The organism is Streptomyces sp. NPDC002328, assembly GCF_042890065.1.
GTDB lineage: Bacteria > Actinomycetota > Actinomycetes > Streptomycetales > Streptomycetaceae > Streptomyces.
The window spans coordinates 424004-447331 of sequence record NZ_JBIARQ010000003.1; the positions used below are offsets into that span (position 1 = coordinate 424004).

General features: G+C 74.1%; 22 protein-coding genes and 1 pseudogene. 14 read left to right on the forward strand and 9 right to left on the reverse strand.

Going from position 1 to position 23328, the window contains the following annotated elements; translation table 11 throughout:
* Nucleotides 1–59: 59 nt before the first annotated feature.
* Nucleotides 60–986 carry a DUF3027 domain-containing protein gene (locus ACFYX4_RS11610; protein WP_389329743.1) on the reverse strand — a complete coding sequence of 309 codons (927 nt, stop codon included), beginning with the start codon at nucleotides 984–986 and terminating at the stop codon, nucleotides 60–62.
* Between the two features lie 423 nt (nucleotides 987–1409).
* On the opposite strand from ACFYX4_RS11610, the gene ACFYX4_RS11615 reads away from it, so the two are divergent.
* The 4 genes from ACFYX4_RS11615 (at nucleotide 1410) to ACFYX4_RS11630 (ending at nucleotide 5394) form a co-directional block, all read left to right on the forward strand.
* On the forward strand, nucleotides 1410–2843 hold the full coding sequence (locus tag ACFYX4_RS11615) for an MFS transporter (protein ID WP_389329746.1): 1434 nt from the start codon (nucleotides 1410–1412) through the stop codon (nucleotides 2841–2843).
* Nucleotides 2844–3276: 433 nt separating this feature from the next.
* Entirely contained in the window at nucleotides 3277–3789 is a 513-nt protein-coding gene (locus tag ACFYX4_RS11620) for a DUF2771 domain-containing protein (protein WP_389329749.1), read from the forward strand.
* 26 nt (nucleotides 3790–3815) lie between these two features.
* Nucleotides 3816–4550 carry a futalosine hydrolase gene (locus tag ACFYX4_RS11625; RefSeq protein WP_389330252.1) on the forward strand — a complete coding sequence of 245 codons (735 nt, stop codon included), beginning with the start codon at nucleotides 3816–3818 and terminating at the stop codon, nucleotides 4548–4550.
* Nucleotides 4534–5394 (forward strand): 1,4-dihydroxy-6-naphthoate synthase, encoded by an 861-nt coding sequence (locus tag ACFYX4_RS11630; protein WP_389329752.1) that lies wholly within the window; start codon nucleotides 4534–4536, stop codon nucleotides 5392–5394. The genes ACFYX4_RS11625 and ACFYX4_RS11630 overlap by 17 nt, the downstream gene beginning before the upstream one ends.
* A gap of 7 nt (nucleotides 5395–5401) precedes the next feature.
* On the opposite strand, the gene ACFYX4_RS11635 is transcribed toward ACFYX4_RS11630, so the two are convergent.
* Nucleotides 5402–5785, reverse strand: coding sequence for a cold-shock protein (locus ACFYX4_RS11635; protein ID WP_389329755.1), 384 nt, complete (start codon nucleotides 5783–5785; stop codon nucleotides 5402–5404).
* Nucleotides 5786–5950: 165 nt separating this feature from the next.
* On the opposite strand from ACFYX4_RS11635, the gene ACFYX4_RS11640 reads away from it, so the two are divergent.
* Nucleotides 5951–6199 (forward strand): hypothetical protein, encoded by a 249-nt coding sequence (locus tag ACFYX4_RS11640; RefSeq protein ID WP_389329758.1) that lies wholly within the window; start codon nucleotides 5951–5953, stop codon nucleotides 6197–6199.
* On the opposite strand, the gene ACFYX4_RS11645 is transcribed toward ACFYX4_RS11640, so the two are convergent.
* Together ACFYX4_RS11645 and ACFYX4_RS11650 are read right to left on the reverse strand one after the other, a co-directional pair.
* Entirely contained in the window at nucleotides 6178–6825 is a 648-nt protein-coding gene (locus tag ACFYX4_RS11645) for an HAD family hydrolase (RefSeq protein WP_389329761.1), read from the reverse strand. The two genes, ACFYX4_RS11640 and ACFYX4_RS11645, sit on opposite strands and share 22 nt — an antisense overlap.
* 133 nt (nucleotides 6826–6958) lie before the next feature.
* Nucleotides 6959–7939, reverse strand: coding sequence for a hypothetical protein (locus ACFYX4_RS11650; protein ID WP_389329764.1), 981 nt, complete (start codon nucleotides 7937–7939; stop codon nucleotides 6959–6961).
* Nucleotides 7940–8188: 249 nt separating this feature from the next.
* Between ACFYX4_RS11650 and ACFYX4_RS11655 the strand changes: the two genes are divergently transcribed.
* Nucleotides 8189–10708, forward strand: a complete 2520-nt coding sequence (locus tag ACFYX4_RS11655) for a helicase-associated domain-containing protein (RefSeq protein WP_389329767.1) — start codon at nucleotides 8189–8191, stop codon at nucleotides 10706–10708.
* A 123-nt stretch (nucleotides 10709–10831) separates the two neighbouring features.
* Here the strand turns inward: ACFYX4_RS11655 and ACFYX4_RS11660 are convergent, their stop codons facing one another.
* A complete protein-coding gene (locus tag ACFYX4_RS11660; RefSeq protein WP_389329770.1) occupies nucleotides 10832–11401 on the reverse strand; it encodes a hypothetical protein in 570 nt (189 codons plus the stop codon).
* 128 nt (nucleotides 11402–11529) lie between these two features.
* On the opposite strand from ACFYX4_RS11660, the gene ACFYX4_RS11665 reads away from it, so the two are divergent.
* Nucleotides 11530–13173, forward strand: a complete 1644-nt coding sequence (locus tag ACFYX4_RS11665; protein ID WP_389329773.1) for a DNA repair helicase XPB — start codon at nucleotides 11530–11532, stop codon at nucleotides 13171–13173.
* 67 nt (nucleotides 13174–13240) lie between these two features.
* On the opposite strand, the gene ACFYX4_RS11670 is transcribed toward ACFYX4_RS11665, so the two are convergent.
* A complete protein-coding gene (locus ACFYX4_RS11670) occupies nucleotides 13241–13417 on the reverse strand; it encodes a hypothetical protein (protein WP_389329776.1) in 177 nt (58 codons plus the stop codon).
* Nucleotides 13418–13721: 304 nt separating this feature from the next.
* Here ACFYX4_RS11670 and ACFYX4_RS11675 point away from each other — a divergent pair, with 304 nt between their 5' ends.
* Nucleotides 13722–15800 (forward strand): HelD family protein, encoded by a 2079-nt coding sequence (locus ACFYX4_RS11675; RefSeq protein WP_389329779.1) that lies wholly within the window; start codon nucleotides 13722–13724, stop codon nucleotides 15798–15800.
* A 169-nt stretch (nucleotides 15801–15969) separates the two neighbouring features.
* Here the strand turns inward: ACFYX4_RS11675 and ACFYX4_RS11680 are convergent, their stop codons facing one another.
* Complete coding sequence (locus tag ACFYX4_RS11680) at nucleotides 15970–16689, reverse strand: copper homeostasis protein CutC (RefSeq protein ID WP_389329782.1); 720 nt, start codon at nucleotides 16687–16689, stop codon at nucleotides 15970–15972.
* Between the two features lie 154 nt (nucleotides 16690–16843).
* Here ACFYX4_RS11680 and ACFYX4_RS11685 point away from each other — a divergent pair, with 154 nt between their 5' ends.
* Together ACFYX4_RS11685 and ACFYX4_RS11690 are read left to right on the forward strand one after the other, a co-directional pair.
* Nucleotides 16844–17527 (forward strand): hypothetical protein, encoded by a 684-nt coding sequence (locus ACFYX4_RS11685; RefSeq protein WP_389329785.1) that lies wholly within the window; start codon nucleotides 16844–16846, stop codon nucleotides 17525–17527.
* Nucleotides 17528–17670: 143 nt separating this feature from the next.
* Nucleotides 17671–18177, forward strand: a pseudogene (locus ACFYX4_RS11690) (GNAT family N-acetyltransferase); the annotation flags it as partial.
* Nucleotides 18178–18205: 28 nt separating this feature from the next.
* On the opposite strand, the gene ACFYX4_RS11695 reads toward ACFYX4_RS11690, so the two are convergent.
* The gene (locus tag ACFYX4_RS11695) at nucleotides 18206–18472 is read right to left on the reverse strand and encodes a DUF4031 domain-containing protein (protein WP_389329788.1); all 267 of its coding nucleotides are present in this window, start codon (nucleotides 18470–18472) and stop codon (nucleotides 18206–18208) included.
* 7 nt (nucleotides 18473–18479) lie between these two features.
* Nucleotides 18480–18875, reverse strand: a complete 396-nt coding sequence (locus ACFYX4_RS11700) for a hypothetical protein (RefSeq protein ID WP_389329791.1) — start codon at nucleotides 18873–18875, stop codon at nucleotides 18480–18482.
* A 56-nt stretch (nucleotides 18876–18931) separates the two neighbouring features.
* Here ACFYX4_RS11700 and ACFYX4_RS11705 point away from each other — a divergent pair, with 56 nt between their 5' ends.
* From ACFYX4_RS11705 to ACFYX4_RS11720, 4 genes are all read left to right on the forward strand, one after another.
* Complete coding sequence (locus ACFYX4_RS11705) at nucleotides 18932–19816, forward strand: MurR/RpiR family transcriptional regulator (RefSeq protein ID WP_389329794.1); 885 nt, start codon at nucleotides 18932–18934, stop codon at nucleotides 19814–19816.
* 109 nt (nucleotides 19817–19925) lie between these two features.
* Nucleotides 19926–20879 (forward strand): N-acetylmuramic acid 6-phosphate etherase, encoded by a 954-nt coding sequence (gene murQ / locus ACFYX4_RS11710; RefSeq protein WP_389329796.1) that lies wholly within the window; start codon nucleotides 19926–19928, stop codon nucleotides 20877–20879.
* 16 nt (nucleotides 20880–20895) lie between these two features.
* Complete coding sequence (locus tag ACFYX4_RS11715; RefSeq protein ID WP_389329799.1) at nucleotides 20896–22287, forward strand: PTS transporter subunit EIIC; 1392 nt, start codon at nucleotides 20896–20898, stop codon at nucleotides 22285–22287.
* Nucleotides 22288–22572: 285 nt separating this feature from the next.
* The gene (locus ACFYX4_RS11720; RefSeq protein WP_389329802.1) at nucleotides 22573–23142 is read left to right on the forward strand and encodes a hypothetical protein; all 570 of its coding nucleotides are present in this window, start codon (nucleotides 22573–22575) and stop codon (nucleotides 23140–23142) included.
* The last annotated feature ends 186 nt before the right edge of the window (nucleotides 23143–23328 follow it).

The window sequence follows — 23328 nt, forward strand, 5'->3', positions numbered from 1 at the left end:
CGCTGCCGCCACACCGCACGCCGCTCACCCCGAGCCGCGAGCCGCGCGCCGCAAACCGCTCACGAGTGCCCGAGCTCCGCCGACTCCTCGTCCGTCGTCGCCGGCACCGACCCCGAGTCCGCGGACGGGCGCAGCGGGAAGGGGTCCACCCTCGTCTCGTCGATCACCGGCGGAGCGGGCCGGGGCGGTTTCGGCATGACGGCCGCTTCGGAGTGGCCGCCGCAGCCGTACGTCAACGACACCACGCGGCCGTCCGCCGGGGCGAACTCGTTGGCGCAGACGCCGAAGGCCTGGCCGAGGGAGCCGCCGATGGGGGTGAGGAAGCCGCAGCTGACGCAGGACGCGGGGGCCGCCTGTGCCATGGGGGTCTTGGAGCCGTAGGCCTCCTCCCAGCGGTCGGCCGCGGTGTGCAGGCCGTACCGGGAGAGGACCCGGGCCCGGCGCATGCCGAGTTCCTCGGCGACGGCGGGGATCGAGCCGCGCGAGGGCGCGGTGGCGAAACGCGCGGGCGGACCCTCCGTCACCTCGGCGTCCTCCGCCTCCACCAGGTCCGCCATCTCGTGCGAGACGGGCGAGTTCGGCGGCGGCGCGTCCTCGCCGGTGAAGCCCGGCTCCAGGCGCAGATCCTCGGCGTCGGTGGGGAGGAGGTCGCCGGGGCCCATGTCCCCGGGGCGCAGACGCTCGCTCCACGGCACCCACTCGGGGGCGAGGACCGCGTCCGGGCCGGGCAGCAGCACCACTTCGTCCAGGGTGACGAGCTTCGCCCGGGACGCCCGTGCCACCGTCGCCGCCCAACGCCAGCCCCGGTACCCGAGCTCCTTGCACTCGAAGAAGTGCGTGACGACCCGATCGCCCTCGGAGACCACTCCTACGTGCTCCCCGACCACTCCGGGGGCGGCGGCCTCCTCGGCCGCGACGCGGGCGAGGTCGACCGCCTCGGCGCACAGGCGGTCGGGGGTGCGGCTTCGCGTGGTCGCTGCGCTCACAGGTATCGCTTCTCTCCTACGCCGTCTCTCGAGTGCGCCGGCCTGAAGGCGGCGGGTGCGGACGGAGCGGACCAGAGGGCCGCGTCGACGTCCGCGCCCGATCGCGCTCGGGCGCACCTGCTGTCATCCATTCTGCGGGATGGCCGAGAGGCGCGCGGCCGAGAACAATCGCCACGGCGCGCTACGCACGCTACCTGTTCACCGCCGCTCGGCCTACACCGACGGGACGTTTCCACCCTACGACGCCTTCGGTCCGTCTTCGATCCGCCTCCTCGACAACCCGCGACGACCGCGGCCACCGCGACCGCACAGCCGTCCACTCGGCCGCCCCCCTGGCCGCCGCACGGCCGCCCACCCGGCCGCCGCACGGCCATACGCGCGGTAACCGCACTACGTCCGCCCTTCTCGGGGCACTATGACGGGGTGGCAACCGCGAGGACGCCCCATGACACCGCCGGCACCGGTGGGGCGAAGGGGTACAAGGGGAGGAGTCGGGTGAGCGGTTCGGACCGGGTGGGCGGGTCCCTCCGCGCGATCGGCCGTGCCCTGCACCTCCCGTTCAGCGGCACCGCCCGCGGCATCCGCAAGGCCACGCACGCGCACGGGGCGGGCGAGTCCGGCCTCGGCAAGCTGATCGAACTGCACGGTGTGAACGGCGCCGGGGACGTGATGATCACCGTCGCGCTCGCCTCCACCGTCTTCTTCTCCGTGCCGACCGACGAGGCGCGCGGGCGCGTCGCGCTCTACCTCGCCATCACCATGGCGCCGTTCACGGTGCTCGCCCCGGTGATCGGCCCCCTCCTGGACAAGGTGCCGCACGGCCGCCGGGCCGCCATGGCGGGGGCGATGTGCGCGCGGGCGCTGCTCGCGCTCGTCCTGTCCGGCGCGGTGGTCACGGGCAGCATCGAGATGTACCCGGCGGCTCTCGGCGTGCTGGTCGCGTCGAAGGCGTACGGGGTGGTCAGAAGCGCCGTCGTGCCGCGCCTGCTGCCACCGCGCTTCTCCCTGGTGAAGGCCAACTCCCGGGTGACGCTGGGCGGGCTCCTCGCCACGGGCGTCGCCGCGCCCGTCGCCATCGGGCTCCAGAGCCTCGGCCCGCGCTATCCGCTCTACGGCGCGTTCGTCATCTTCGTCGCGGGCACGTTCCTGTCGTTCTCGCTGCCGCCGAAGGTGGACTCGGCGAAGGGCGAGGACACCGCGCTGCTCGCGGCGGACGAGCAGCATCTGCACGGGCCGCACCGGCAGCCGGTGAAGCGGCCGGGGCTCAGGACGGTCGGCATCGCCGTCACCCACGCCCTGGGGGCGAACGCCTCGCAACGCTGGCTGTCCGGCTTCCTGACGTTCTTCCTGGCCTTCCTGCTGCGCGAGCATCCGCTGACCGGGCAGAGCGCGGCGGTCTCCCTCGGCATGGTGGCCGTCGCGGCCGGCGCCGGCAACGCGCTCGGGACGGCGGTGGGGGCGTGGCTGCGGTCCCGGGCGCCGGAGCTGATCATCGTGACGGTGGTGGCCGTGGTCCTCGGCGCGGCGATCACGGCGGCGGTGTTCTTCGGGGCGTTCCTGGTGGCGTGTCTGGCGGCGGTGGCGGGCTTCTCGCAGGCGCTGTCGAAGCTGTCGCTGGACGCGCTGATCCAGCGGGACGTGCCGGAACTCGTGCGCACGTCGGCGTTCGCCCGCTCGGAGACGCTGTTGCAGATGTCGTGGGTGCTCGGCGGCGCGGTCGGCATCGCGATGCCGCTGAACGGCGCCCTGGGCCTGTCGGTGGCCGCCGCGGTGGTCGCCCTCGGCTGGCTCACCACCACCCGCGGCCTGCTCGTCTCGGCCCGCCACGGAAGCGGCACCCGCACACGGGTGACGTGAAGTGACCTGAGCCGGGGGCGGACCTCGGGTGGCACGGCGTGCGGCGCTGAGGGTGGCTGGGCGCGCGGCGCGCGGAGGCAGCGGTGGGGGCACCCGGAAGGGCGGGCACAGCGGTGGGCGACCCGGCGAGCGGCGCTGCCTGCGGGCAGCGGCGGCGCGGGATGTCATACGGCAGGCAGGGCAGCGGCAGCGGCGTCCAGGGCGGCGCACACGGCGGCAGGCGGCAGCGGCAGCGGCGTCCGGGGCGGCGGACACGGCGGCAGGCAAGGCAGCGGCAGCGGCGTCCGGGGCGGCGGACACGGCGGCAGGCGGCAGCGGCGCGGCATGCCGCACGGCGGGCGGGGCCTCGTGCCGGGGTGTGCGGGTGTGGGACACACGGTTGCTTCGTACCCCGCGTAGGGGGCTCGGCGGGCGCGCCCGATAGCCTTCGGTCATGACCACGATGCCCCGCGGCGGAGCCGCTGATGTACCGGGCGCTGTGCGACGCCGCCGCGCCGTCGCCGCCGCCGGCGCCGTTTCCGCCGGCCTGCTCGTTCTGTCGGCCTGCGACAAGCCGACGCCGCTGTCCACGATCACCGTCGGCCAGTCCTCGGTCAGCGAGGAGGCCACCTGCGGCGGTGCGGACAAGGCGCTGAACGCGGAGGCCCTCACGGTGTGCCTGAAGGACACGGACATCAAGTCGATCACCGTCGACCCCGACGAGACCGTCCGCTTCGGCGTCGACCCGGACGTCGCGGAGAAGCGCTGGACGATCCTGATGAACGGTCAGCCGCTCACCGAGGACAGCGACAAGACGTACCGCACGATCCCCGGCAGCGTCTTCTTCAACGCCCAGTACGGCGCCCAGGGCGACTCGACGCTCGTCTCCATCAAGGCGGGCGACGGCAAGAAGGACAGCCAGGCGGTCACCGGGCTGTGGTCGTTCAAGCTGAAGAAGGACGACTGATCGCTGCCGTCGGACGACGCGTGCTGGTGGCCACCGCGGTCCCCGTGGAGCGGGACGCGGTGGCGCCGGCGTTCGCCGGGCCGGGCCGCGAGGTGCGGCTGCCCGGGGCCAGCCTGCTGCGGATGCCGGCGGGAGCGCTGACCGTCGACCTGCTGGCCGCCGGCGTGGGCCCCGCCCTCGCCGCCGCCTCCACCGCCGGCGCCCTGACCGCCGCCGCCCTCGACGCCGCCCCGTACGACCTCGTCGTCTCCGCCGGGATCGCCGGCGGCTTCACGCCGCCCACAGGAGCGCCGGACGAGAGCGGCGCGCCCGTCGGCTCCCTCGTCGTCGCCGACGAGATCACCGCCGCCGACCTCGGCGCCGAGACCGCCGACGGCTTCCTGCCGGTCACCGACCTGGGCTTCGGCGCCGTCACACACCGCCCGCCCGTCGGCCTCGTACGGCAGGTCTCGGCGGCCACCGGCGCGCGCGCCGGCACCGTCCTGACCGTCTCCACCGTCACCGGCACCGCCGCCCGCGCCGCCGCCCTGCGCGCCCGCCACCCCCGCGCCCTCGCGGAGGCCATGGAGGGCTTCGGGGTCGCCGAGGCCGCCGCCGCGCACGGCACCCCGGTGCTGGAGATCCGCGCGGTCTCCAACCCCGTCGGCCCCCGCGACCGCGCCGCCTGGCGCATCGGCGACGCCCTGAACGCCCTGGCCACGGCCTTCGGGAAGCTCACACCCGTCCTGGAGAGTTGGAATCCACATGACCACGACCGGTGACGCGGACGCGCTGCGGATCGCGTACTCGCCCTGCCCGAACGACACCTTCGTCTTCGACGCCCTCGCCCACGGCCGCGTCGCCGGCGCGCCCGCGCTCGACGTGACGTTCGCGGACATCGACGTCACCAACGGCATGGCCGAGCGCGGCGAGCACGACGTGCTGAAGGTGTCGTACGCGGTGCTGCCGTACGTCCTCGACACGTACGCGCTGCTGCCGTGCGGCGGCGCGCTGGGCCGGGGCTGCGGGCCGCTGGTGCTCACGCGGGAGCCGGGCGTCGACCTCACCGGCCGCACGGTCGCCGTGCCGAGCGAGAGGTCGACGGCGTACCTGCTGTTCCGCCTGTGGGCGGCGGACACCGTGCCCGGCGGGGTCGGCGAGATCGTCGTCATGCCGTTCCACGAGATCATGCCGGCCGTGCGGGACGGCAAGGTCGACGCCGGACTGGTCATCCACGAGGCCCGCTTCACGTACCAGAACTACGGGCTGCACAGGCTCGCCGACATGGGCGAGCACTGGGAGGACACCACGGGGCTGCCGATCCCGCTCGGCGCGATCATCGCGAAGCGCGCGCTGGGACCGGCCGCGCTGACCCGCCTCGCCGACTCCATCCGCACATCAGTGCGAGCCGCGTGGAACGCGCCCGAGGTCTCCCGCCCGTACGTCATGGAGCACGCCCAGGAGATGGACCCGGCCGTCGCCGACCAGCACATCGGCCTGTACGTCAACGAGTTCACGGCCGACCTCGGCGAGGACGGCTACGCCGCCGTACGCGGGCTGCTCACACGCGCGGCGGCCGAGGGGCTGGTACCGCCCCTCGGCCCGGACGCGCTGTCCTTTCCGTGAACCCGGCTCACACGTCCAGCTGGTCGGCGACCGCGCGGAGCAGGCCGGCGATCTTCTTGCCGGAGGTCTTCTCGGGGTAGCGGCCCTTCTCCAGCATCGGGGTGATGTTCTCCAGGAGAGTCGTCAAGTCCTGGACGATGGAGGCCAGTTCGTCCGGCTTCTTACGGGTCGCGGCGGCGACCGACGGGGTCGGGTCGAGAACGACGACCGAAAGGGCCTGGTCGCCGCGCTGTCCGGCCACGACGCCGAACTCCACGCGCTGACCCGGCTTCAGTGTCTCGACTCCGGCGGGGAGGACCGAGGAATGGACGAAGACGTCACCGCCGTCGTCGCGGGAGAGAAAGCCGAAGCCCTTCTCGCTGTTGAACCACTTGACCTTGCCGGTAGGCACGTCTGTCCTCGTCCTCGTACTCGTCGGAAAACTGCTTCTGAAAACGGCTCTTGATAGCACTACAGCGGGTCGACCATGACCCGCCGGTACCAAGGCTAATGGTCTTCGGGCGGCTGACAAGACGTCGCCCGGTTGTTCCTTCGCGCTGGGAACTACCCTGGTCCGGTGCGTGACAAAACCCAAACGAATTCCGCCGCGCCCGGCGACCGACTGATCCGTGCCGGCGTCATCGTGTTCTTCATCGGCGCGGTGGCCACTCTCGTCACGGTGGCCCCGCTGTTCCTCGGGACGACGCCTTTTCCTACATACATGTTCGGATTGAGCATGCTCATGGGCGTCGGCTTCCTGCTCGCCGCCGCGGGCGTGCTCCGCTCGATCGCGGCGGGACGCCGTCAGGCGCGCGCGGGCCGGTAGGGGCGGGCGCTGTATTCGGCCAGCCAGGCGGGGAACTCCGTGAGGTCCGCGAGGACGACGTCCGCGCCCGCGGCCTTCAGTTCCCGCGCGTCGCACGGGCCGGTGGCCACGGCGACGGAGAGCGCCCCGGCGGCCCGTGCGCCCCGGACGTCTCCGACGTGGTCGCCGACGTAGACGTGCGCGCCGTGCTCGCGCAGGGCCGCCGCCTTCTGCTCGGCCCACAGGTCGCCGACGAGCGCGTCGGGCTCGATGCCGAGGTGGGCGAGGTGCAGCGCGGCGTTCGGCTCGTACTTGGCGGTGACGACGAGCGTCTTCCCGCCCGCGGCGCGCACCGCCGCCATCGCCTCCCGGGCGCCGGTCATCGCGGGCGTGGCGGTGATGGCGACGGTGGGGTAGATCTCGCGGTACAGGTCCCCGACGGCCTCGACCTCGTCGGCCGGGAACCAGTTGACCAGCTCGTCGGCGAGCGGGGGGCCCAGGCGGGTGACGACGAGGTCGGCGTCTATGTGGCGGCCGGTGCGCCGGGAGAGCTCGGTATAGCAGGCGTGGATGCCGGGGCGGGAGTCGATGAGGGTCATGTCGAGGTCGAAGCCGACGGTGAGGGTAGGGGTGGAGGTGGGGGTCATGGGGGCTATTTTCGCCCCCGCCGCCCCTACCCCTCCCATCCCGGGGGCTGCCGCCCCCGGACCCCCGCTTCGGCCCTGAACGGGCCTCGTCCTCAAACTCCCCCAGAGGGAGCGCCCCCAGACGGGCTGAAAGCTACTTCTGCCTCTGTGAGCGCCAGACCAGGAACAGGGCCGATGCCACGGCCGCGCCTCTCACCACCCACGGGAGGGTCTCGTCGACCGCCTCGTTCATGTGGCCCTCGGGGATCGGCGCGCCCCAGCGGCCCGCCGTACGCCCCCACAGCCACACCACACCGGCGGTGACCGCGAGCCCCGGCAGAACCATGACCGCCCACTTCGTCTCCCGCTCGGTCAGCCGGCGTGAGGCGTAGGCGATGAGCCAGCCCACGATCAGCGCGAGCCAGCTCCCGAGCACCGCGCCGGCGACGAGGCAGCCGGCGGCGAGCAGGAGCAGGGGGTTGGCCCAACGGCCGCCCCGCAGCAAGAGGCCCAGCCGACGCCCGCGCCCGGACGCCGCCCCCTCCCCCTCGCTCCCGCTCTCGTCGACGACCTGGTCCTCCTCCGTCACCTTCGGCGGAGGCGGGGGCGGGGGCTTGAGCATGTCCGGGATCTCGACGCCGCCCACGAAACCGGGCACCTCGTCGTCGAGCCCGAAGGGGTTCGGCTCGCGCCGCCACCAGTCCGGGGACTCGACGGCGTCGCCGAGTTCGTGCGCGCCGGCGCGGTGGGGCGGGGACGGCACGTCCGTCGGCGCGGGCGTCGCCTCGGGCTTCGACCGGGGCCGCGGTACGGCGCGACGGAATCCCTTGGGCCGCTCCGCCCCGCCCTCACGGTCCCGCTGTGCGGGCACGGAGGGGGCGGCGGGCTCCGACGGCGCGGTCGGGACGCCCCCGGCCGCGGCGGCGACGATCTCGTCCGGGCTGCCGAGGCGGCCGAGGATGCGGCGGACGGCGGCGGGAGAGTCGACGGGAGACCTGGCCCGCCGTTTGTCGATCTCGTTCCGCAGCTCCGACACGAGCCGCATGCGCGTGGCCGACGACAACTGCCGCTGCTGGGCCACGTCCCCGACCCGACTCAGAAACTCGTAGACGACCTGGTCGCTCTCGATCCCCACGAGAACAGACGCTATCGCGACCAGAAGACCAGACCGACGGCACTTCTCGACGCAGGCCCACAATCAGCCCGTCCGGCGTTTGAGGACGAGGCCCCTCAGGGGCCGAAGCGGGGGTCTGGGGGCGGCAGCCCCCAGGGACCGGCACCACCCGGAGGCCGAAGCCGGGGCCCGGGGCGGCATCCCCAGCGAACCCCGGTTCACCTCACGAGCTCGGCTCAACCGCCGGAGGCACCCGCTAACGTGGGTCAGATGAGCACCGAGGACCCCCCGGCCCCCCGGTCCCTCGCGGAGGCCCTCCGCGGCAGGGACGACGACTCCCTGGCCGCCCTCCTGCGCCGGCGCCCCGACCTCATCACCCCCGTCCCCACCGATCTCACCCAGCTCGCGACCCGCGCCGGCACCCGCGCCTCGGTGGTCCGCGCGCTGGAGCGGCTGGACCGGTTCGCCCTCCAGACCGCGGAGGCGCTCGCGGTGGCCGGGGACCCGGCGACGTACGACGAACTGCTGGGGCTGATGGCCGGGGACGCCAAGGGAAGCGCCGGCGAGGCCGTCGCCGAGGCGCTGCCGGGGGCCGTCGCCGCGCTGCGTGAGCAGGCCCTGGTCTGGGGCGGCGACGACCGGCTCCGTCTGGTGCGCACCGCGCGGGAGCTGCTCGCGCCGTCCCCGCAGCACCCGTCCCCGACGGGGCTCGGCCCGTCCGTGCAGGAGGCCACCGCGGGGATGTCGCCGGGCCGGATCCAGGAGATCGTCGCGGCGGCCGGGCTGCCGTCGACGCACGACTCCGTGTCGGCGGTCGTCGCGCTGACCTCGCTCTTCGGCACGCGAAGAAGGATGAAGGCGCTGCTGGCCCAGGCCCCGGCGGACTCCCTCGAAGTGCTGGACCGGCTGGTGTGGGGGCCGCCGTACGGGCAGGTGACGGCGGATCCGGCGTACCGGCTGCGCTGGCTGCTTGACCGCGGTCTGCTGCTGCCGACCTCGCCCGGCACGGTCGTGCTGCCGCGCGAGGTGGCCCTGCATCTGCGGGCGGGCCGCGCCCACCGCGCGGTGGAGCCGGCGCCGCCCGCCGTGGAGCCGGCCGTGGTCCACCGTCCACAGGTGGTGGACGCGACGGCGGCCGGGCAGGCGTACACGGCGCTGGCGACGGTCGAGGAACTGCTGAAGGACTGGGACGAGGGCGGGCCCTCCGTGCTGCGGGCGGGCGGACTGAGCGTGCGCGACCTGAAGCGCACGGCCGTCGCCCTCGACGCCGCCGAGCCCGTCGCCGCGTTCTGGGTGGAACTCGCGTACGCGGCAGGGCTGATCGCGTCGGACGGCGAGGCGGACGAGCGGTACGCGGCGACCCCGGAGTACGACGAGTGGCGGGAGCGTCCGCCCGCCGAGCGGTGGGCGCAGCTGGCGGAGGCATGGCTGACGGCGACGCGGACCTCCGGTGTGGTGGGCGGCCGGGACGCGAAGGACCGGACGCTGTCGGCGCTGGGACCGGGCCTGGACCGGTCGGCCGCGCCCGAGGTGCGACGCCGGGTGCTGACGCTGCTGGCGGAGCTGCCCGAGGGCGGCGCGCCGGACGCGGAGACGGTGCTCGCCCGGCTGCGCTGGGAGCGTCCGCTGCGCACCGCGCAGGGCACGCACGCACCGCAGACGGCGGGCCCTCAGTCGCCGCACGCCGCCGCTCAGCGGCCGCGACCCGACGACGACCTCCGCTCCCGGCTCGCCCGCTGGACCCTCACCGAGGCGGAGCTGCTGGGCGTGACCGGCCGGGGCGCGCTGTCGGCGCACGGGCGGGCGCTGCTCGGGGCGGGGGCGGAGTCCGGCCCGCACGAGTCGGCCGTGGCCGCCGTCGGCGCGGCCAGGCTGCTCGCCCCGCTGCTGCCGGAGCCGCTGGACCATGTGCTGCTCCAGGCCGACCTGACCGCCGTCGCCCCCGGCCCGCTGCACCGTCCGCTCGCCGACATGCTGAGCGTCCTCGCCGACGTGGAGTCGAAGGGCGGCGCGACCGTCTACCGCTTCACGCCCGCCTCGGTACGCCGTGCCCTGGACTCCGGCCAGGCCGCGTCCGACCTGCACGCCTTCCTCGCCGCGCACTCCCGTACGCCGGTCCCGCAGCCGCTCACGTACCTGATCGACGACGTGGCGCGCAGGCACGGCCATCTGCGCGTGGGCGCGGCCTCCGCCTACGTCCGCTGCGACGACGACGCGCTGCTGAACGAGATCCTCGCCGACAAGCGCGCCGCCGGCCTGCGGCTGCGCCGGCTCGCGCCGACGGTGGCGGCGGGGCAGGCCGACCCGGCGACGCTGCTGGAGGGGCTGCGCGCGATGGGGTACGCGCCGGCCGCGGAGTCCGCGGAGGGGGACGTCGTGATCACCCGGGCGCACGCCCACCGCACTCCGCCCCGTACGGCTCCGGTGCCGGTGCCGGAGGGGCCGCCCGTCCCGGACGCCACGCTTCTCGCCGCCGCGATCCGCGCGATCCGCGCCGGCGACCTGGCCTCGACGGCTCCGCGCAAGACGCCGGACGCCGCTCCGCTGGCCCCCGGCGAACTCCCCCGCACCAGCTCCGCCGACACCCTCGCCACCATGCAGGCCGCCGTCCTCACCGGCGAGGCCCTGTGGATCGGCTACGTCAACGCCGAGGGCACCGCCAGCCAGCGCGTCATCGCCCCGGTACGCGTGGAGGGCGGCTTCGTGACGGCCTACGACCACACGGCGGACGAGGTCCGCACCTACCCCCTGCACCGCATCACGGGGGTGGCAGAACTGGCGGACGACTAGTAAGCACAGGTCGGGGCAACCCCCTAAGGGGCGTGGCTGGAAAACACGGGCGAGGGCAGCCCACCTAGGGGCGCGGGGAACTGCGCGACCAGCCACAGCGCCGCCGCAGACGAACGAAAGCCCTCAGCAGTCCCCCACAGGAGCATCCGCCGACAGCCCGAAGTGAGCGCGCGCCGCCCTCTCCAACGGCCCCGCCGACAACGCACCGTCCGCCGCAGCCTCCGCAAGCCCCCCGAAGCGGGACTTCACCCACGCCCCATACCCCGCCCCGTCCGGCGGCCCCTCCTGGGCCACGACCCGGTACCCGCCACCAACCCCGTCCCGCTCCAGCCGCAGCACCTGCGGATACCGCGCGCCCCCGCACTCCTGAAGGGCCTTCTCCCGCACCCCGTACTCCACGCACAGCGTGTTGACGCCGGCCCGCACGCGGGTGTCGTCCTCGGCCAGTTCGAGCGCCTCGGCCCGGCAGAACCACCGCGCCCGGAGCGCCGGCTCGCTCTCGCCGAGCCCGTCCCCGTCCCCGTCCCCCTCCCCTCGCGCCTGCGCCACCAGCCGCTCCTCGATGGCGGGCCGCACGGAGTCCCACAGCCCGGCGTCCACGCCCGCGCCGCCCGACCCGCGTGCCCACGTCCCCGTCGCCACCAGCACCACCACCGCGCCGACGCCGGGTCCCCAGATGCGTACGGAAGTCACCGCAAGCTCCTCACCGGGCCGCGCGCGCTGCGCGGCCTCCCGAGGAAAGACCGCCGAGAGGGGCTCGGGGTTGCGCGCGGGATGGGGCACACTGGACGTTTGGCCGTGCGGAAGGGATGTGCGCGTACGTGAACGGACCGCTGATCGTCCAGTCGGACAAGACCCTGCTCCTGGAGGTCGACCACGAGCAGGCCGACGACTGCCGTCGTGCCATCGCGCCCTTCGCGGAGCTGGAGCGGGCGCCCGAGCACATCCACACCTACCGGCTGACCCCGCTCGGCCTGTGGAACGCGCGCGCGGCCGGGCACGACGCCGAGCAGGTCGTGGACGCGCTGGTGCAGTACAGCCGCTACCCGGTGCCGCACGCGCTGCTCGTGGACGTCGCGGAGACGATGGACCGCTACGGCCGGCTGACGCTCAGCAAGCATCCGGCGCACGGGCTGGTCCTGACCACCACCGACCGCCCGGTCCTGGAGGAGATCCTGCGCTCGAAGCGGATCGCGCCGCTGGTCGGCGCCCGCATCGACCCGGACTCGGTCGTGGTGCACCCCTCCGAGCGCGGCCAGATCAAGCAGACGCTGCTGAAGCTGGGCTGGCCGGCCGAGGACCTCGCGGGGTACGTCGACGGCGAGGCGCACCCGATCGAGCTCGCCGAGGACGGGTGGGCGCTGCGGCCGTACCAGAAGCAGGCGGTGGAGAACTTCTGGCACGGCGGGAGCGGCGTCGTGGTCCTGCCCTGCGGCGCGGGCAAGACGCTGGTCGGCGCGGGGGCGATGGCGCAGGCGAGGTCGACGACGCTGATCCTCGTCACCAACACGGTCTCGGCCCGGCAGTGGAAGCACGAGCTGGTGAAGCGGACCTCGCTGACCGAGGACGAGATCGGCGAGTACAGCGGCACGAAGAAGGAGATCCGGCCCGTCACCATCGCCACGTACCAGGTGCTGACGACGCGGCGGAAGGGCGTCTACCCGCATCTGGAGCTGTTCGACTCCCGGGACTGGGGCCTGATCGTCTACGACGAGGTGCATCTGCTGCCGGCCCCCGTCTTCAAGTTCACCGCCGACCTCCAGGCGCGGCGGCGGCTGGGTCTGACGGCGACGCTCGTGCGGGAGGACGGCCGTGAGTCGGACGTGTTCTCGCTGATCGGTCCGAAGCGGTTCGACGCGCCGTGGAAGGAGATCGAGGCGCAGGGCTACATCGCGCCGGCGGACTGCGTCGAGGTGCGGGTGAACCTGACCGACTCGGAGCGGCTCGCGTACGCGACCGCCGAGACGGAGGAGAAGTACCGCTTCTGCGCGACGACCGCGACGAAGCGGAAGGTGACGGAGGCGCTGGTGCGGCGTTTCGCCGGGCAGCAGATCCTCGTCATCGGGCAGTACATCGACCAGCTGGACGAGCTGGGCGAGCATCTGGACGCGCCCGTGATCAAGGGCGAGACCTCGAACGCGCAGCGGGAGCGGCTCTTCGACGCCTTCCGGGAGGGCGAGATCAGCGTACTGGTCGTGTCGAAGGTCGCGAACTTCTCGATCGACCTTCCGGAGGCGACGGTCGCCATCCAGGTGTCGGGCACCTTCGGGTCGCGGCAGGAGGAGGCACAGCGGCTCGGCCGGGTCCTGCGCCCGAAGGCGGACGGCCATCAGGCCCACTTCTACTCGGTCGTGGCCCGCGACACCATCGACCAGGACTTCGCCGCCCACCGTCAGCGGTTCCTGGCGGAACAGGGGTACGCGTACCGGATCGTGGACGCGGACGAGCTGCTCGCGGAGAGCTGACGCCTGCGTGCCGGGGCTGACGCTTACGTGCGGGGGGCTGACGCTTACGTGCGGGGGGGGCTGACGCCTACTTGCGGCGGACGCCGGCCTCCTCGCCGTACTCGCCGAGGATGATCACGTCGAAGGCGGCGCCGGCGAAGACCTTCACCGCGCGCAGGGCGTCGCCGAGGGGGTGGCGGTGGGCCCCGGCGAGGGGGGTCGCGCCGGCCGGGGCGTGGGCTGGGTGAATGGTTGCTGCACTCATGTCTCCATGATGAATCGGGGGCACAAGGGCGGCATCGGTCTGCGGTCCGAAACCGCGCAACCCGTTCGTACGCCTCGGGAGGGACGCCCTCCCCCCGGGGAGGAGGGCGGTGTCCCCTAGGGGACGGAGCCTGGCGGCCTCGGCGGAGCTGCGTCGGCCTCGGCGGAAATTCGTTGGCCTCGGCCGACGCCGCTCCCCTAGAATCTCCGCTCTTGCCCGCCTCCCTCAGGGAGCGCCGCCGTCCGGCCGGTAACCGGACGGCACCCGCAGCGCCCTTCCCGCAGGTCCCTCCGGAGGCACCCCCTTGTCCACGCCCGCCGCACCCGCCCATGGCTCCGCACCCGCGCCGGACTCCCCCGACGACCCCCTCGGCCGCGAGCGCGCCCACCTGGGCGCCTCCCGCTCCGCGCTGCGCGCCATGCGTGAGGACGTCGAGGCCCTCGACATCAGCGACGTCACCGCGAACTGGGTCAACGCCGAGGTGCTGTCCCGCCAGATCGACGAGCGCATCAAGGCGCTCGCCGACCTCAGCGAGACCCCGTTGTTCTTCGGCCGCCTGGACTATCTGCACGCCCCCGGCGCCGAGCAGGCGGAGGGCGCGGAAGGGGAACGCTTCTACATCGGGCGCCGGCACGTCCACGACCACGACGGCGACCCGATGGTGATCGACTGGCGTGCGCCGGTCTCGCAGCCGTTCTACCGGGCCTCGAAGAAGGACCCGATGGACGTCGGGCTGCGCCGCCGCTTCGGTTACACGGGCGGCGACCTCACCGCGTACGAGGACGAGCACCTCTCCGACCCGGCCGAGGCGGCGGCCGTCAGCAAGCTGCTCCAGCAGGAGATCGAGCGGCCGCGCGTGGGCCCGATGCGCGACATCGTGGCGACGATCCAGCCCGAGCAGGACGAGATCGTACGGTCGGGCCTGTCGGGCAGCGTGTGCGTGCAGGGCGGGCCGGGGACCGGGAAGACCGCCGTCGGTCTGCACCGCGTCGCCTACCTCCTCTACGCCCACCGTGAGCGGCTGGCGCGCACCGGGACGCTGGTCATCGGGCCGAACCGGTCCTTCCTCCACTACATCGAGCAAGTGCTGCCAGCGCTGGGTGAGTTGACTGTTCGTCAGGCCACGGTGGAGGACCTGGTCGCACATGTGGAGGTGCGGGGCTCCGACGAGGCGGCGGCGGCCGTGGTCAAGGGCGACGCCCGGATGGCGCGGGTGCTCCGCCGGGCCGTGTACTCCCACGTGACCATGCCGGCCGAGCAGGTGGTCGTGGTGCGCGGCTCCCGCCGCTGGCGGGTGCCCGCGTACGAACTGGAGGAGATCGTCCGGGAGTTGCTCGCTCGGGACATCCGCTACGGCGCCGCCCGCGAGGCCCTGCCGCAGCGCGTGGCGCACGCGGTGCTGGTGCAGATGGAGCGGGCCGGGGAGGCCCCGGACGACCGGGTGCAGGACGCGGTGGCCCGCAACAGCGCGGTCAAGGCGGCGGTGAAGGCGGTGTGGCCGCCCGTCGACCCGGCGAAGCTGGTGCTGCGCCTGCTGACCGACGCGGACTTCCTCGCCGCGCACGCGGAGGGCGTCCTCACGGAGGAGGAGCAGAAGACGATCCTGTGGGCGAAGCCGGTCCGCTCGGTGAAGTCGGCGAAGTGGTCGACGGCGGACGCGGTGCTGGTCGACGAGGCGCGCGACCTCGTGGAGCGCACGCACTCGCTGGGCCATGTGGTGCTGGACGAGGCGCAGGACCTCTCCCCGATGCAGTACCGGGCCGTGGGCCGCCGCTGCTCCACCGGCAGCGCGACCGTGCTGGGCGACCTGGCGCAGGGCACCACGCCCTGGGCGACCCGGAGTTGGCAGGAGGCCCTCTCCCACCTCGGCAAACCCGAGGCGGCGGTGGAGGAGTTGACGGCCGGTTTCCGCGTCCCGACGGACGTCATCGCGTACGCGTCCCGGCTGCTCCCGCACATCGCGCCGGGCCTGACGCCGGTCGCCTCGGTCCGTGAGAACCCCGGCTTCTTCGCGCTCCGCGCGGCCTCGGGAGACGGTGAAGTGATCGCCGCCTGCGAGGAGTTGCTGCGCAACGAGGGCTCGACGGGTTTGATCGCGGCGGACGCCCGCATCCCGGCCCTGGCCGAGGCGCTCGACGCGGCGGGCATCGGCCGTCTGACCCCCGGCGAGGAAACCACCCGCGACACCCGCCTGACCCTGGTCCCCGCCTCCCTCGCCAAGGGCCTGGAGTACGACTACGTGGTCCTGGACGAACCCCAGGCGGTGGTCGACGGCGAACCGGACGAACGCACCGGCCTGCGCCGCCTGTACGTAGCCCTGACCCGAGCGGTGTCGGGCCTGATCGTCACCCACATGACACCGCTGCCGCCCCAGCTGGGTTAGACAGGGGCGCGGGAGGACGCGGGGCGGCTGCCGGTCGGGGTGGCGCGGGTCGGCTGGCGGCCGGGGCGGCGCGGGCCGGCCGTCAGGCGGGGCGACGCCGGCCGGCCGGCTAGCGGGGTGGCGCATGCCGATCGCCAGGCGGGACGGCCGGGGCGGCGCGTGACAGCCGTCAGCCAGGACGGTTCGGGTCGGGGTCGTCCAGTGTGGTGCGCCACTTCGCCACCGCCGTCGGTGACACCGGCTCCGCCCAGCCGCCGGGGCGGGCCGCTCCGCCGATGTGGAAGGCGTCGACTCCTGCGGAGCGCAGGGTGGGTACGTGGTCGAGGCGTAGGCCTCCGCCGACGAGGAGGCGCTGCTCGTAGCCCTGTTCGCCGGCGCGGGCGGCCTCCGCGAGGAGGGTGGGCAGGCCCTCGTCGACGCCGGCGGGGGAGCCGGCCGTGAGGTAGGTGTCCAGGCCCGGGAGCCCTTCCAGCTGCTTGCGCACGGCGTCACGGTCGGCGGCGTGGTCGAGGGCGCGATGGAAGGTCCACCGGCAGCCGTCCAGCTCCGCGACGACGCTCTCCACCGCCCGCAGGTCCACTCCCCCGTCCGCGTCGAGGAAGCCGAGCACGAACTCGCGCGCCCCGGCCGCCCTCAGCTCCCCGGCGGCCCGGACCAGCCGGTCGACGCCCTCGGGGCCGCCGGCGGCGAAGCCGTCGGTCAGGCGCAGCATCACGCGCAGGTCGATGTCGACGGCGGCGCGGATCCCGGCGAAGGCCCGCACGGGCGGGGTGAGCCCGTCGGCGGCCATGTCGGCGACCAGTTCGAGGCGGTCCGCGCCTCCGGCCTGGGCGGCGACCGCGTCCTCGGCGTCGAGGGCGATCACCTCCAGGACTGCACGCTTGCTCATGGGTCCCCATTCGTCGGCGTCTCGGCGTTCACAGGCGGGCGGATACAGGTCTAGTCCAATTTAAGGGTACGCCCGCACACCCCGGGACTCACCCCCGCACACCCCGGGACTCACCCCCACGCGCGCCGGGACCGGCCACGGAAGAATGACTTCCATGACCCCTTTGGCCGACGACCGCGACGCCCCAGCCACCGCAGACGACCTCGACGCCCTCCGCGCCCGCTTCGTCCTCGCCCTCGAAGGAGCCCGCGGCACCGCCCCCGGCCCGGACCCCCTCCCCTACGCCGACGACCTCCTCGCCCGCTGGCGGGAGCCGCGCCGCCGCTACCACACGCTCGCGCACCTCACCGCCGTCCTCGACCACGTCGACGAGCTCGCGGAGCACGCCGACGACCCGGACGTCGTCCGTCTCGCCGCCTGGTTCCACGACGCGGTCTACCTCCCCGACCGCTCCGAGAACGAGGAGCGCTCGGCCCGTCTCGCCGAGCGGGCCCTCCCCGAGGCCGGCCTGCCGGAGGCGAAGACCGCCGAGGTGGCCCGCCTGGTCCGGCTCACCGTCACCCACGACCCGGCCGACGACGACCGCGACGGGCAGGTGCTGTGCGACGCCGACCTCGCGATCCTGGCCGCGCCGCCGTCCGCGTACGCCGCGTACACGGCCGCCGTCCGCGAGGAGTACCACTTCGTCCCGAACGACGCCTTCCGCGAGGGCCGCGCGGCGATCCTGCGCCAACTCCTCGATCTGCCACGCCTGTTCCGCACCCCGCACGGCACGGAGCACTGGGAGCCGACGGCCCGGTACAACCTGCGCGCGGAACTGGAACTGCTGACGGGGTGACCCCGCCCGGAGTAGCGTCGCAGCACATCCCTCTACAGGAAGGATCACGCTCCGTGAGCGGACAGCCGCCGGCGAGAGCGGCCCGGACCTCGTCGCCGAGCGTGCGCATGCGGGGCGGCTCGGCGTCCGCCTCCGGCGGCCCGCTCCACATCCCCGCCCGCCGACTCACCCTCGAAGGCATCACCCCCCATACCGCCGCCGACCTGGAAGCGGGCGGGGACGGTGGGTTCGTGTGGCTCGGGGACGGGCCGTTTCCGGGGACCCGGGACGTCTCCGGGATGGTGACGGCGGCGCACTCCGCCGGGTTGTACCGGCCCGAGTTCGGGATGTTCGCGCTCGTCCGGCGGGACGACGGACGCGCCGTCGGCAGCATCGCCTTCCACGGGGCCCCCGACGAGGAGGGTCGCGCGGAGATCGGCTACGACCTCGTCGAGACCGCCCGCGGACACGGCTACGCGACCGAGGCGGTGAACGCCCTCGCCGCCTGGGCGCTGGCCCGGGAGGACGTGCGCACGCTGTGCGCGACGGTCGAGGAGACGAACACCGCGTCACAACGGGTGCTGTGCCGCGCCGGGTTCGTACGGGCGGAGCTGGAGCACGACGCGACGACGGACACCGCGCTGCTGCTGTACCTCCGCAACCGCGCCTAGACCGACCAGCGCCCAGGCCGGCCGCCCCCTAAGCCGGCCGCCCCTTCGGCCGGCGCAACCCCGACGCCGTCAGCAGGCGCACCACCTCGCGGCTGCTGACCTCGACCGCGCCGGCCGCGACCGCGTCCCCGTAGCGGTGCGAGGGAAGGTCGTAGTGGTCCCGTTCGAACGCGCGTCGCGGCACGCCCAACCCCTCCGCGAACACGTGCAGTTCGTCGTAGGAGAGGTCGCTGACGAGGTGGGACCACATCCGGCCGTGTCCGGGCCAGCTCGGCGGATCGATGTAGATCGTCACCAGCACCTCACGAGGACGGCGTCCCGCCGGTCGCCGCGCCCAATGCCCCCACCGCCGCGACCTTCACGCCCGCCTTGTGGCACACCCAGTGAGGATCCGGCCCGAGTTCGGGCTCGACGTCGAGGGCGTGCGGGTCGCCGGTGCCGCACACCGGGCACAGCGGCCAGCGCCCGTACCGGTCCAGCAGCGCGTCCTGGACGTCCTGCGCGACCAGCCCGGCGACGAACGGCGCGCCGTCCGGCCACTGCTCGACCCACCAGCGCCGCTCCCTGACGGAGTCCTCGACCAGCGACACCACGTCCGCCGCCGCGACGTCGCCCGCGGCGAGATCGGCGAGCACCAGGGCGCGCGCGGCGTGCAAGGCCTGTTCCAGGGGGCTGACGGGGTTGCCGGAGGGGTCCATGCCCCCATTGTGCGCATCTCTTGACCGTGACACCGAACCGAAAATACCTTTCACGCGTGACCCGCGATGTGAAGGAAATCTTCGGCGGCGCACTCGCCGCCAAGGTCCGCACGCTCGCCCCGTCCATGACCCGCTCCGTGCAACGCGTCGCCGAAGCCGTCGCGAACGACCCCGCCGGCTGCGCGGCCCTCACCGTCACCGCCCTCGCCGAACGCACCGGCACCAGCGAGGCCACCGTCGTGCGCACCGCCCGTCTCCTCGGCTACCCCGGCTACCGCGACCTGCGACTCGCCCTCGCCGGCCTCGCCGCGCACCAGCAGTCCGGCCGCGCGCCGGCCATCACCACCGACATCGCCGTCGACGACCCGCTCCCGGACGTCGTGGCCAAGCTCGCCCAGGAGGAGCGGCAGACCCTCGCCGACACCGCCGCCGGACTCGACACCGGTCAACTCGGCGCGGCCGTGGCGGCGGTGGCCGGGGCGCGCCGCACCGACGTCTACGGCGTCGGGGCGTCCGGGCTGGTCGCCCAGGACCTGGTGCAGAAGCTGCTGCGGATCGGGCTGATGGCCCACGCCCACAGCGATCCGCATCTCGCGGTGACGAACGCGGTGCAACTGCGGGCGGGCGACGTCGCCGTGGCGATCACCCACTCGGGAGCCACGGGGGACGTCATCGAGCCGCTGCGGGCGGCGTTCGAACGCGGGGCGACGACGGTGGCGATCACCGGCCGGCCGGGCGGGGCCGTGACCCAGTACGCCGACCATGTGCTGACCACGGCGACGTCCCGGGAGAGCGAGCTGCGGCCCGCCGCGATGGCCTCCCGGACGAGCCAGCTGCTGGTGGTGGACTGCCTGTTCGTCGGGGTGGCGCAGCGCACCTACGACAACGCGGCGCCCGCTCTGGCCGCGTCGTACGAGGCGCTGGCGCACCGGCACCGGTAAACCGGAGAGGTGTTCGTCCTCGCCCCTGGCCGAGGCCGAACCGCCCGCCCCCCGGCACCCCCGGCACCCCGGAGACCCCGGGCTCCACCCGCACCGAAAGAGCCGTTCCATGACCTCCGCCTCACCACCCCCCGCCCCCCGTGCCCGGCACGATCTCCTCTCCCAGCTCGACTCCCTCACCACGGAGGCGTTCCGCCCCGAGCTGGCCGAGATCGACCGGCTTCCCACCCTCGACATCGCCCGTCTGATGAACGGTGAGGACGTCACCGTGCCCGCCGCCGTGGCCGCGCGGCTCCCCGAGATCGCCGCCGCCGTCGACGCCGTGGCCGAACGGATGGCGCGCGGCGGACGCCTGGTCTACGCCGGCGCCGGGACCGCCGGACGGCTCGGCGTGCTCGACGCCTCCGAGTGCCCGCCGACCTTCGACACCGCCCCGGGACAGGTCGTCGGACTGATCGCCGGCGGCCCGGAGGCGATGGTCAGCTCGGTCGAGGGTGCGGAGGACTCGCGCGAGCTGGCCGAGGCGGACCTGACGGCCCTCGCGCTCACCCCCGACGACACGGTGGTCGGCGTCTCCGCCTCCGGGCGCACGCCGTACGCGCTCGGCGCCGTCGAGTACGCCCGCTCCCGGGGCGCCCTCACCGTCGGGCTGGCCTGCAACCCGGGCAGCGCGCTGGCCGCGGCGGCCGAGCACGGCATCGAGGTGGTCGTCGGACCGGAGCTGCTCACCGGATCCACCCGGCTGAAGGCGGGCACGGCCCAGAAACTGGTGCTGAACATGCTCTCGACGATCACGATGATCCGGCTCGGCAAGACGTACGGGAACCTGATGGTCGACGTGCGCGCCTCCAACGACAAGCTGCGCGCCCGCTCCCGACGGATCGTCTCCCTCGCCACGGGAGCCGCCGACGAGGAGGTGGACGACGCCCTCACCGCGACCGGCGGAGAGGTGAAGCACGCGATCCTGGTCCTGCTCGCCGGGGTCGACGGCCCCTCGGCCGCCCGCCTTCTGGAGGAGTCCGGCGGCCATCTGCGCGCCGCGCTCGCCGCGGCGGGGAGTTGAGCCGCACTCTCGGTTAGTGCGCATCGACCCCACCGCCACCGCCGCCGCGATCCTGCCCCTCGTGGGCGGCGCGGCCAACGTCGCCTCCGTCGCCCACTGCATGACCCGGCTGCGGCTGGGCCTGACCGACCCGTCCCGGGTGGACGAGGAGGCGCTGCGCTCGCTGCCCGGCGTCCTCGGGACCGTCGTGGACGACGGCTCCTACCAGGTGGTGCTGGGCCCGGGGACGGTGGCGAAGGTGACGGCGGCCTTCGAGACGCTGCTCGCCCCGTCCACCTCCACCGCCGGTGAACTCGCCGCTCTGGGCGACCGGTTGAGGGAGGAGCGACGGCGGCGCAACGCCACCCCCCTCAAGTCGGCCCTGCGCCGCCTCGCGAACGTCTTCGTGCCCCTCATCCCCGCCCTCATCGGCTGCGGGATCGTCGCGGGCGTCAACGGGCTGCTGGTGAACGCCGGTCGGCTCCCGTGGCTGACGCCCGCGCTGGCCGCCGTCGCCTCCGGGTTCATGGCGCTGATCGCCGTCTTCGTCGGCCTCAACACGGCGAAGGAGTTCGGCGGCACGCCGGTGCTCGGCGGCGCGGTGGCCGCGATCGTCGTCTATCCGGGCGTCGCGAAGCTCACCGTGTTCGGCGTGACGCTCTCCCCCGGCCAGGGCGGCGTCCTCGGCGCGCTGGCCGCAGCCCTGCTGGCGACGCATGTCGAGAAGTGGTGCCGCGGCCGGGTCCCCGACACCCTGGACGTGCTCCTCACCCCCACCCTGACCGTCCTCGTCGCGGGCCTCGCCACCCTGTACGGCCTGATGTGGGCGGCCGGCGCGGTGTCCACGGCGATCGGCACGGCCGCGGACTGGCTGCTCGCGACGACGGGCGCGTTCGCCGGCCTCGTCCTCGGCGGGCTGTTCCTGCCGCTGGTGATGCTGGGCCTGCACCAGGCCCTCATCCCCGTCCACACCACCCTCATCGAGCAGCAGGGTTACACCGTCCTCCTCCCGATCCTGGCGATGGCGGGCGCGGGCCAGGTCGGCGCGTGCCTCGCCGTCTACGTCCGACTGCGCCACGACACCTCCTTGCGTACGACGATCCGCTCGGCGCTCCCGGCAGGTCTGCTGGGCGTCGGCGAACCCCTGATCTACGGCGTCTCCCTCCCCCTTGGCCGCCCCTTCCTCACGGCCTGCGCGGGCGGGGCGGCCGGCGGGGCCTTCGTCGGTTTCTTCGCGATGCTCGGCGACCGGGTGGGCGCGACGGCGATCGGCCCGTCCGGCTGGGCCCTGTTCCCGCTGCTGGCCGGGAACCGGGGCTGGGGTCCCCTGCTCGCGATCTACGCGGGCGGACTGCTGACGGGCTACGCCGTCGGCTTCGCGGCGACCTACCTCTTCGGCGTCACCGACCACGCGAAAGCCACCGCCTGACTCCCTACCTGCGGCCCCCGCCATCGATCGCCGCGACACCGTCAATCGTCGGCAAAACTGTCAACAATATGCGCGCCATCAGGTGGAACTTCGGCGCGATCCGATACCCCTTCCACCTCACCGTGGCGCGCCGGTGAGGACCGACCCCTCATCGCCACGGGCCACCGAGCACAGACCACAGGCCACCCCGGCGACGACATGTGCGACGGTGGTCCTACGAGCCCAGCCCCCCAGCCACGCCCCGCCAAGCCCCGCCCGCAGCAGCAGAACCCGGAGCCGCCCGCCATGAACCACGCCCAGCTCACTCATCTGGGCCGTGCCCTCCGCCTCCTCGGTGAGCACGGCGAGGCGCTCACCGGGGACACCTCGGACGCCAAGCTCCACGAGGTCAAGGCGGACCTGCGCCGCGCCCTGGAACTGCTGGACGAGAACGTCACCGCCCCGCCCGCCACCCGCTGCGCCGAGCACCCCAACGGCCCCGTAGACGAGGCCGCCCCCGACCGCTGCCTGCTCTGCGAGACCCGCCGCCGCGCGGCCCGCCGCGCCGAGTTCAACGGCCCCGCCCCGCACACCCAGAACCCGGCCGCCTCCGCCCCCTCCCGCTACGGCACCCGCGCCGACCGCCCCCAGCCCCAGCAGCGCTGGCTCTGCGAGCTGTGGAACGGACAGGAATGGCAGCTGTGCGGCACCCCCCGCCGGGACCGCCGCGAGGCCGAGCTCTACCTCGCCGCCCTGCGCCGCGGCTCCCGCCCCGCGATGGCCTACCGCCTGGTGCACGAGTTCACCGACTACGAGGTGCTGCGCATCTGGGGCACCCCGGTGAAAACCGACATCGAACCCCTCGGCAACCTCTAGCGCCAGCCCCCACTGCCGACCCGCCGGCGGCAGCGGCAGCGCCGGGAAGCGCCGAAGGCGGCCATCACCCCTCGTGTGGGTGACAGCCGCCTGCAAAAGGCCAGTTCAGGCCCAGAGCGAGAGCAACGGATGGCCAGTGCGAAGCCGACAGAAGGGCCGGGGGGAGCGGACAACCGCCTCCCCCGG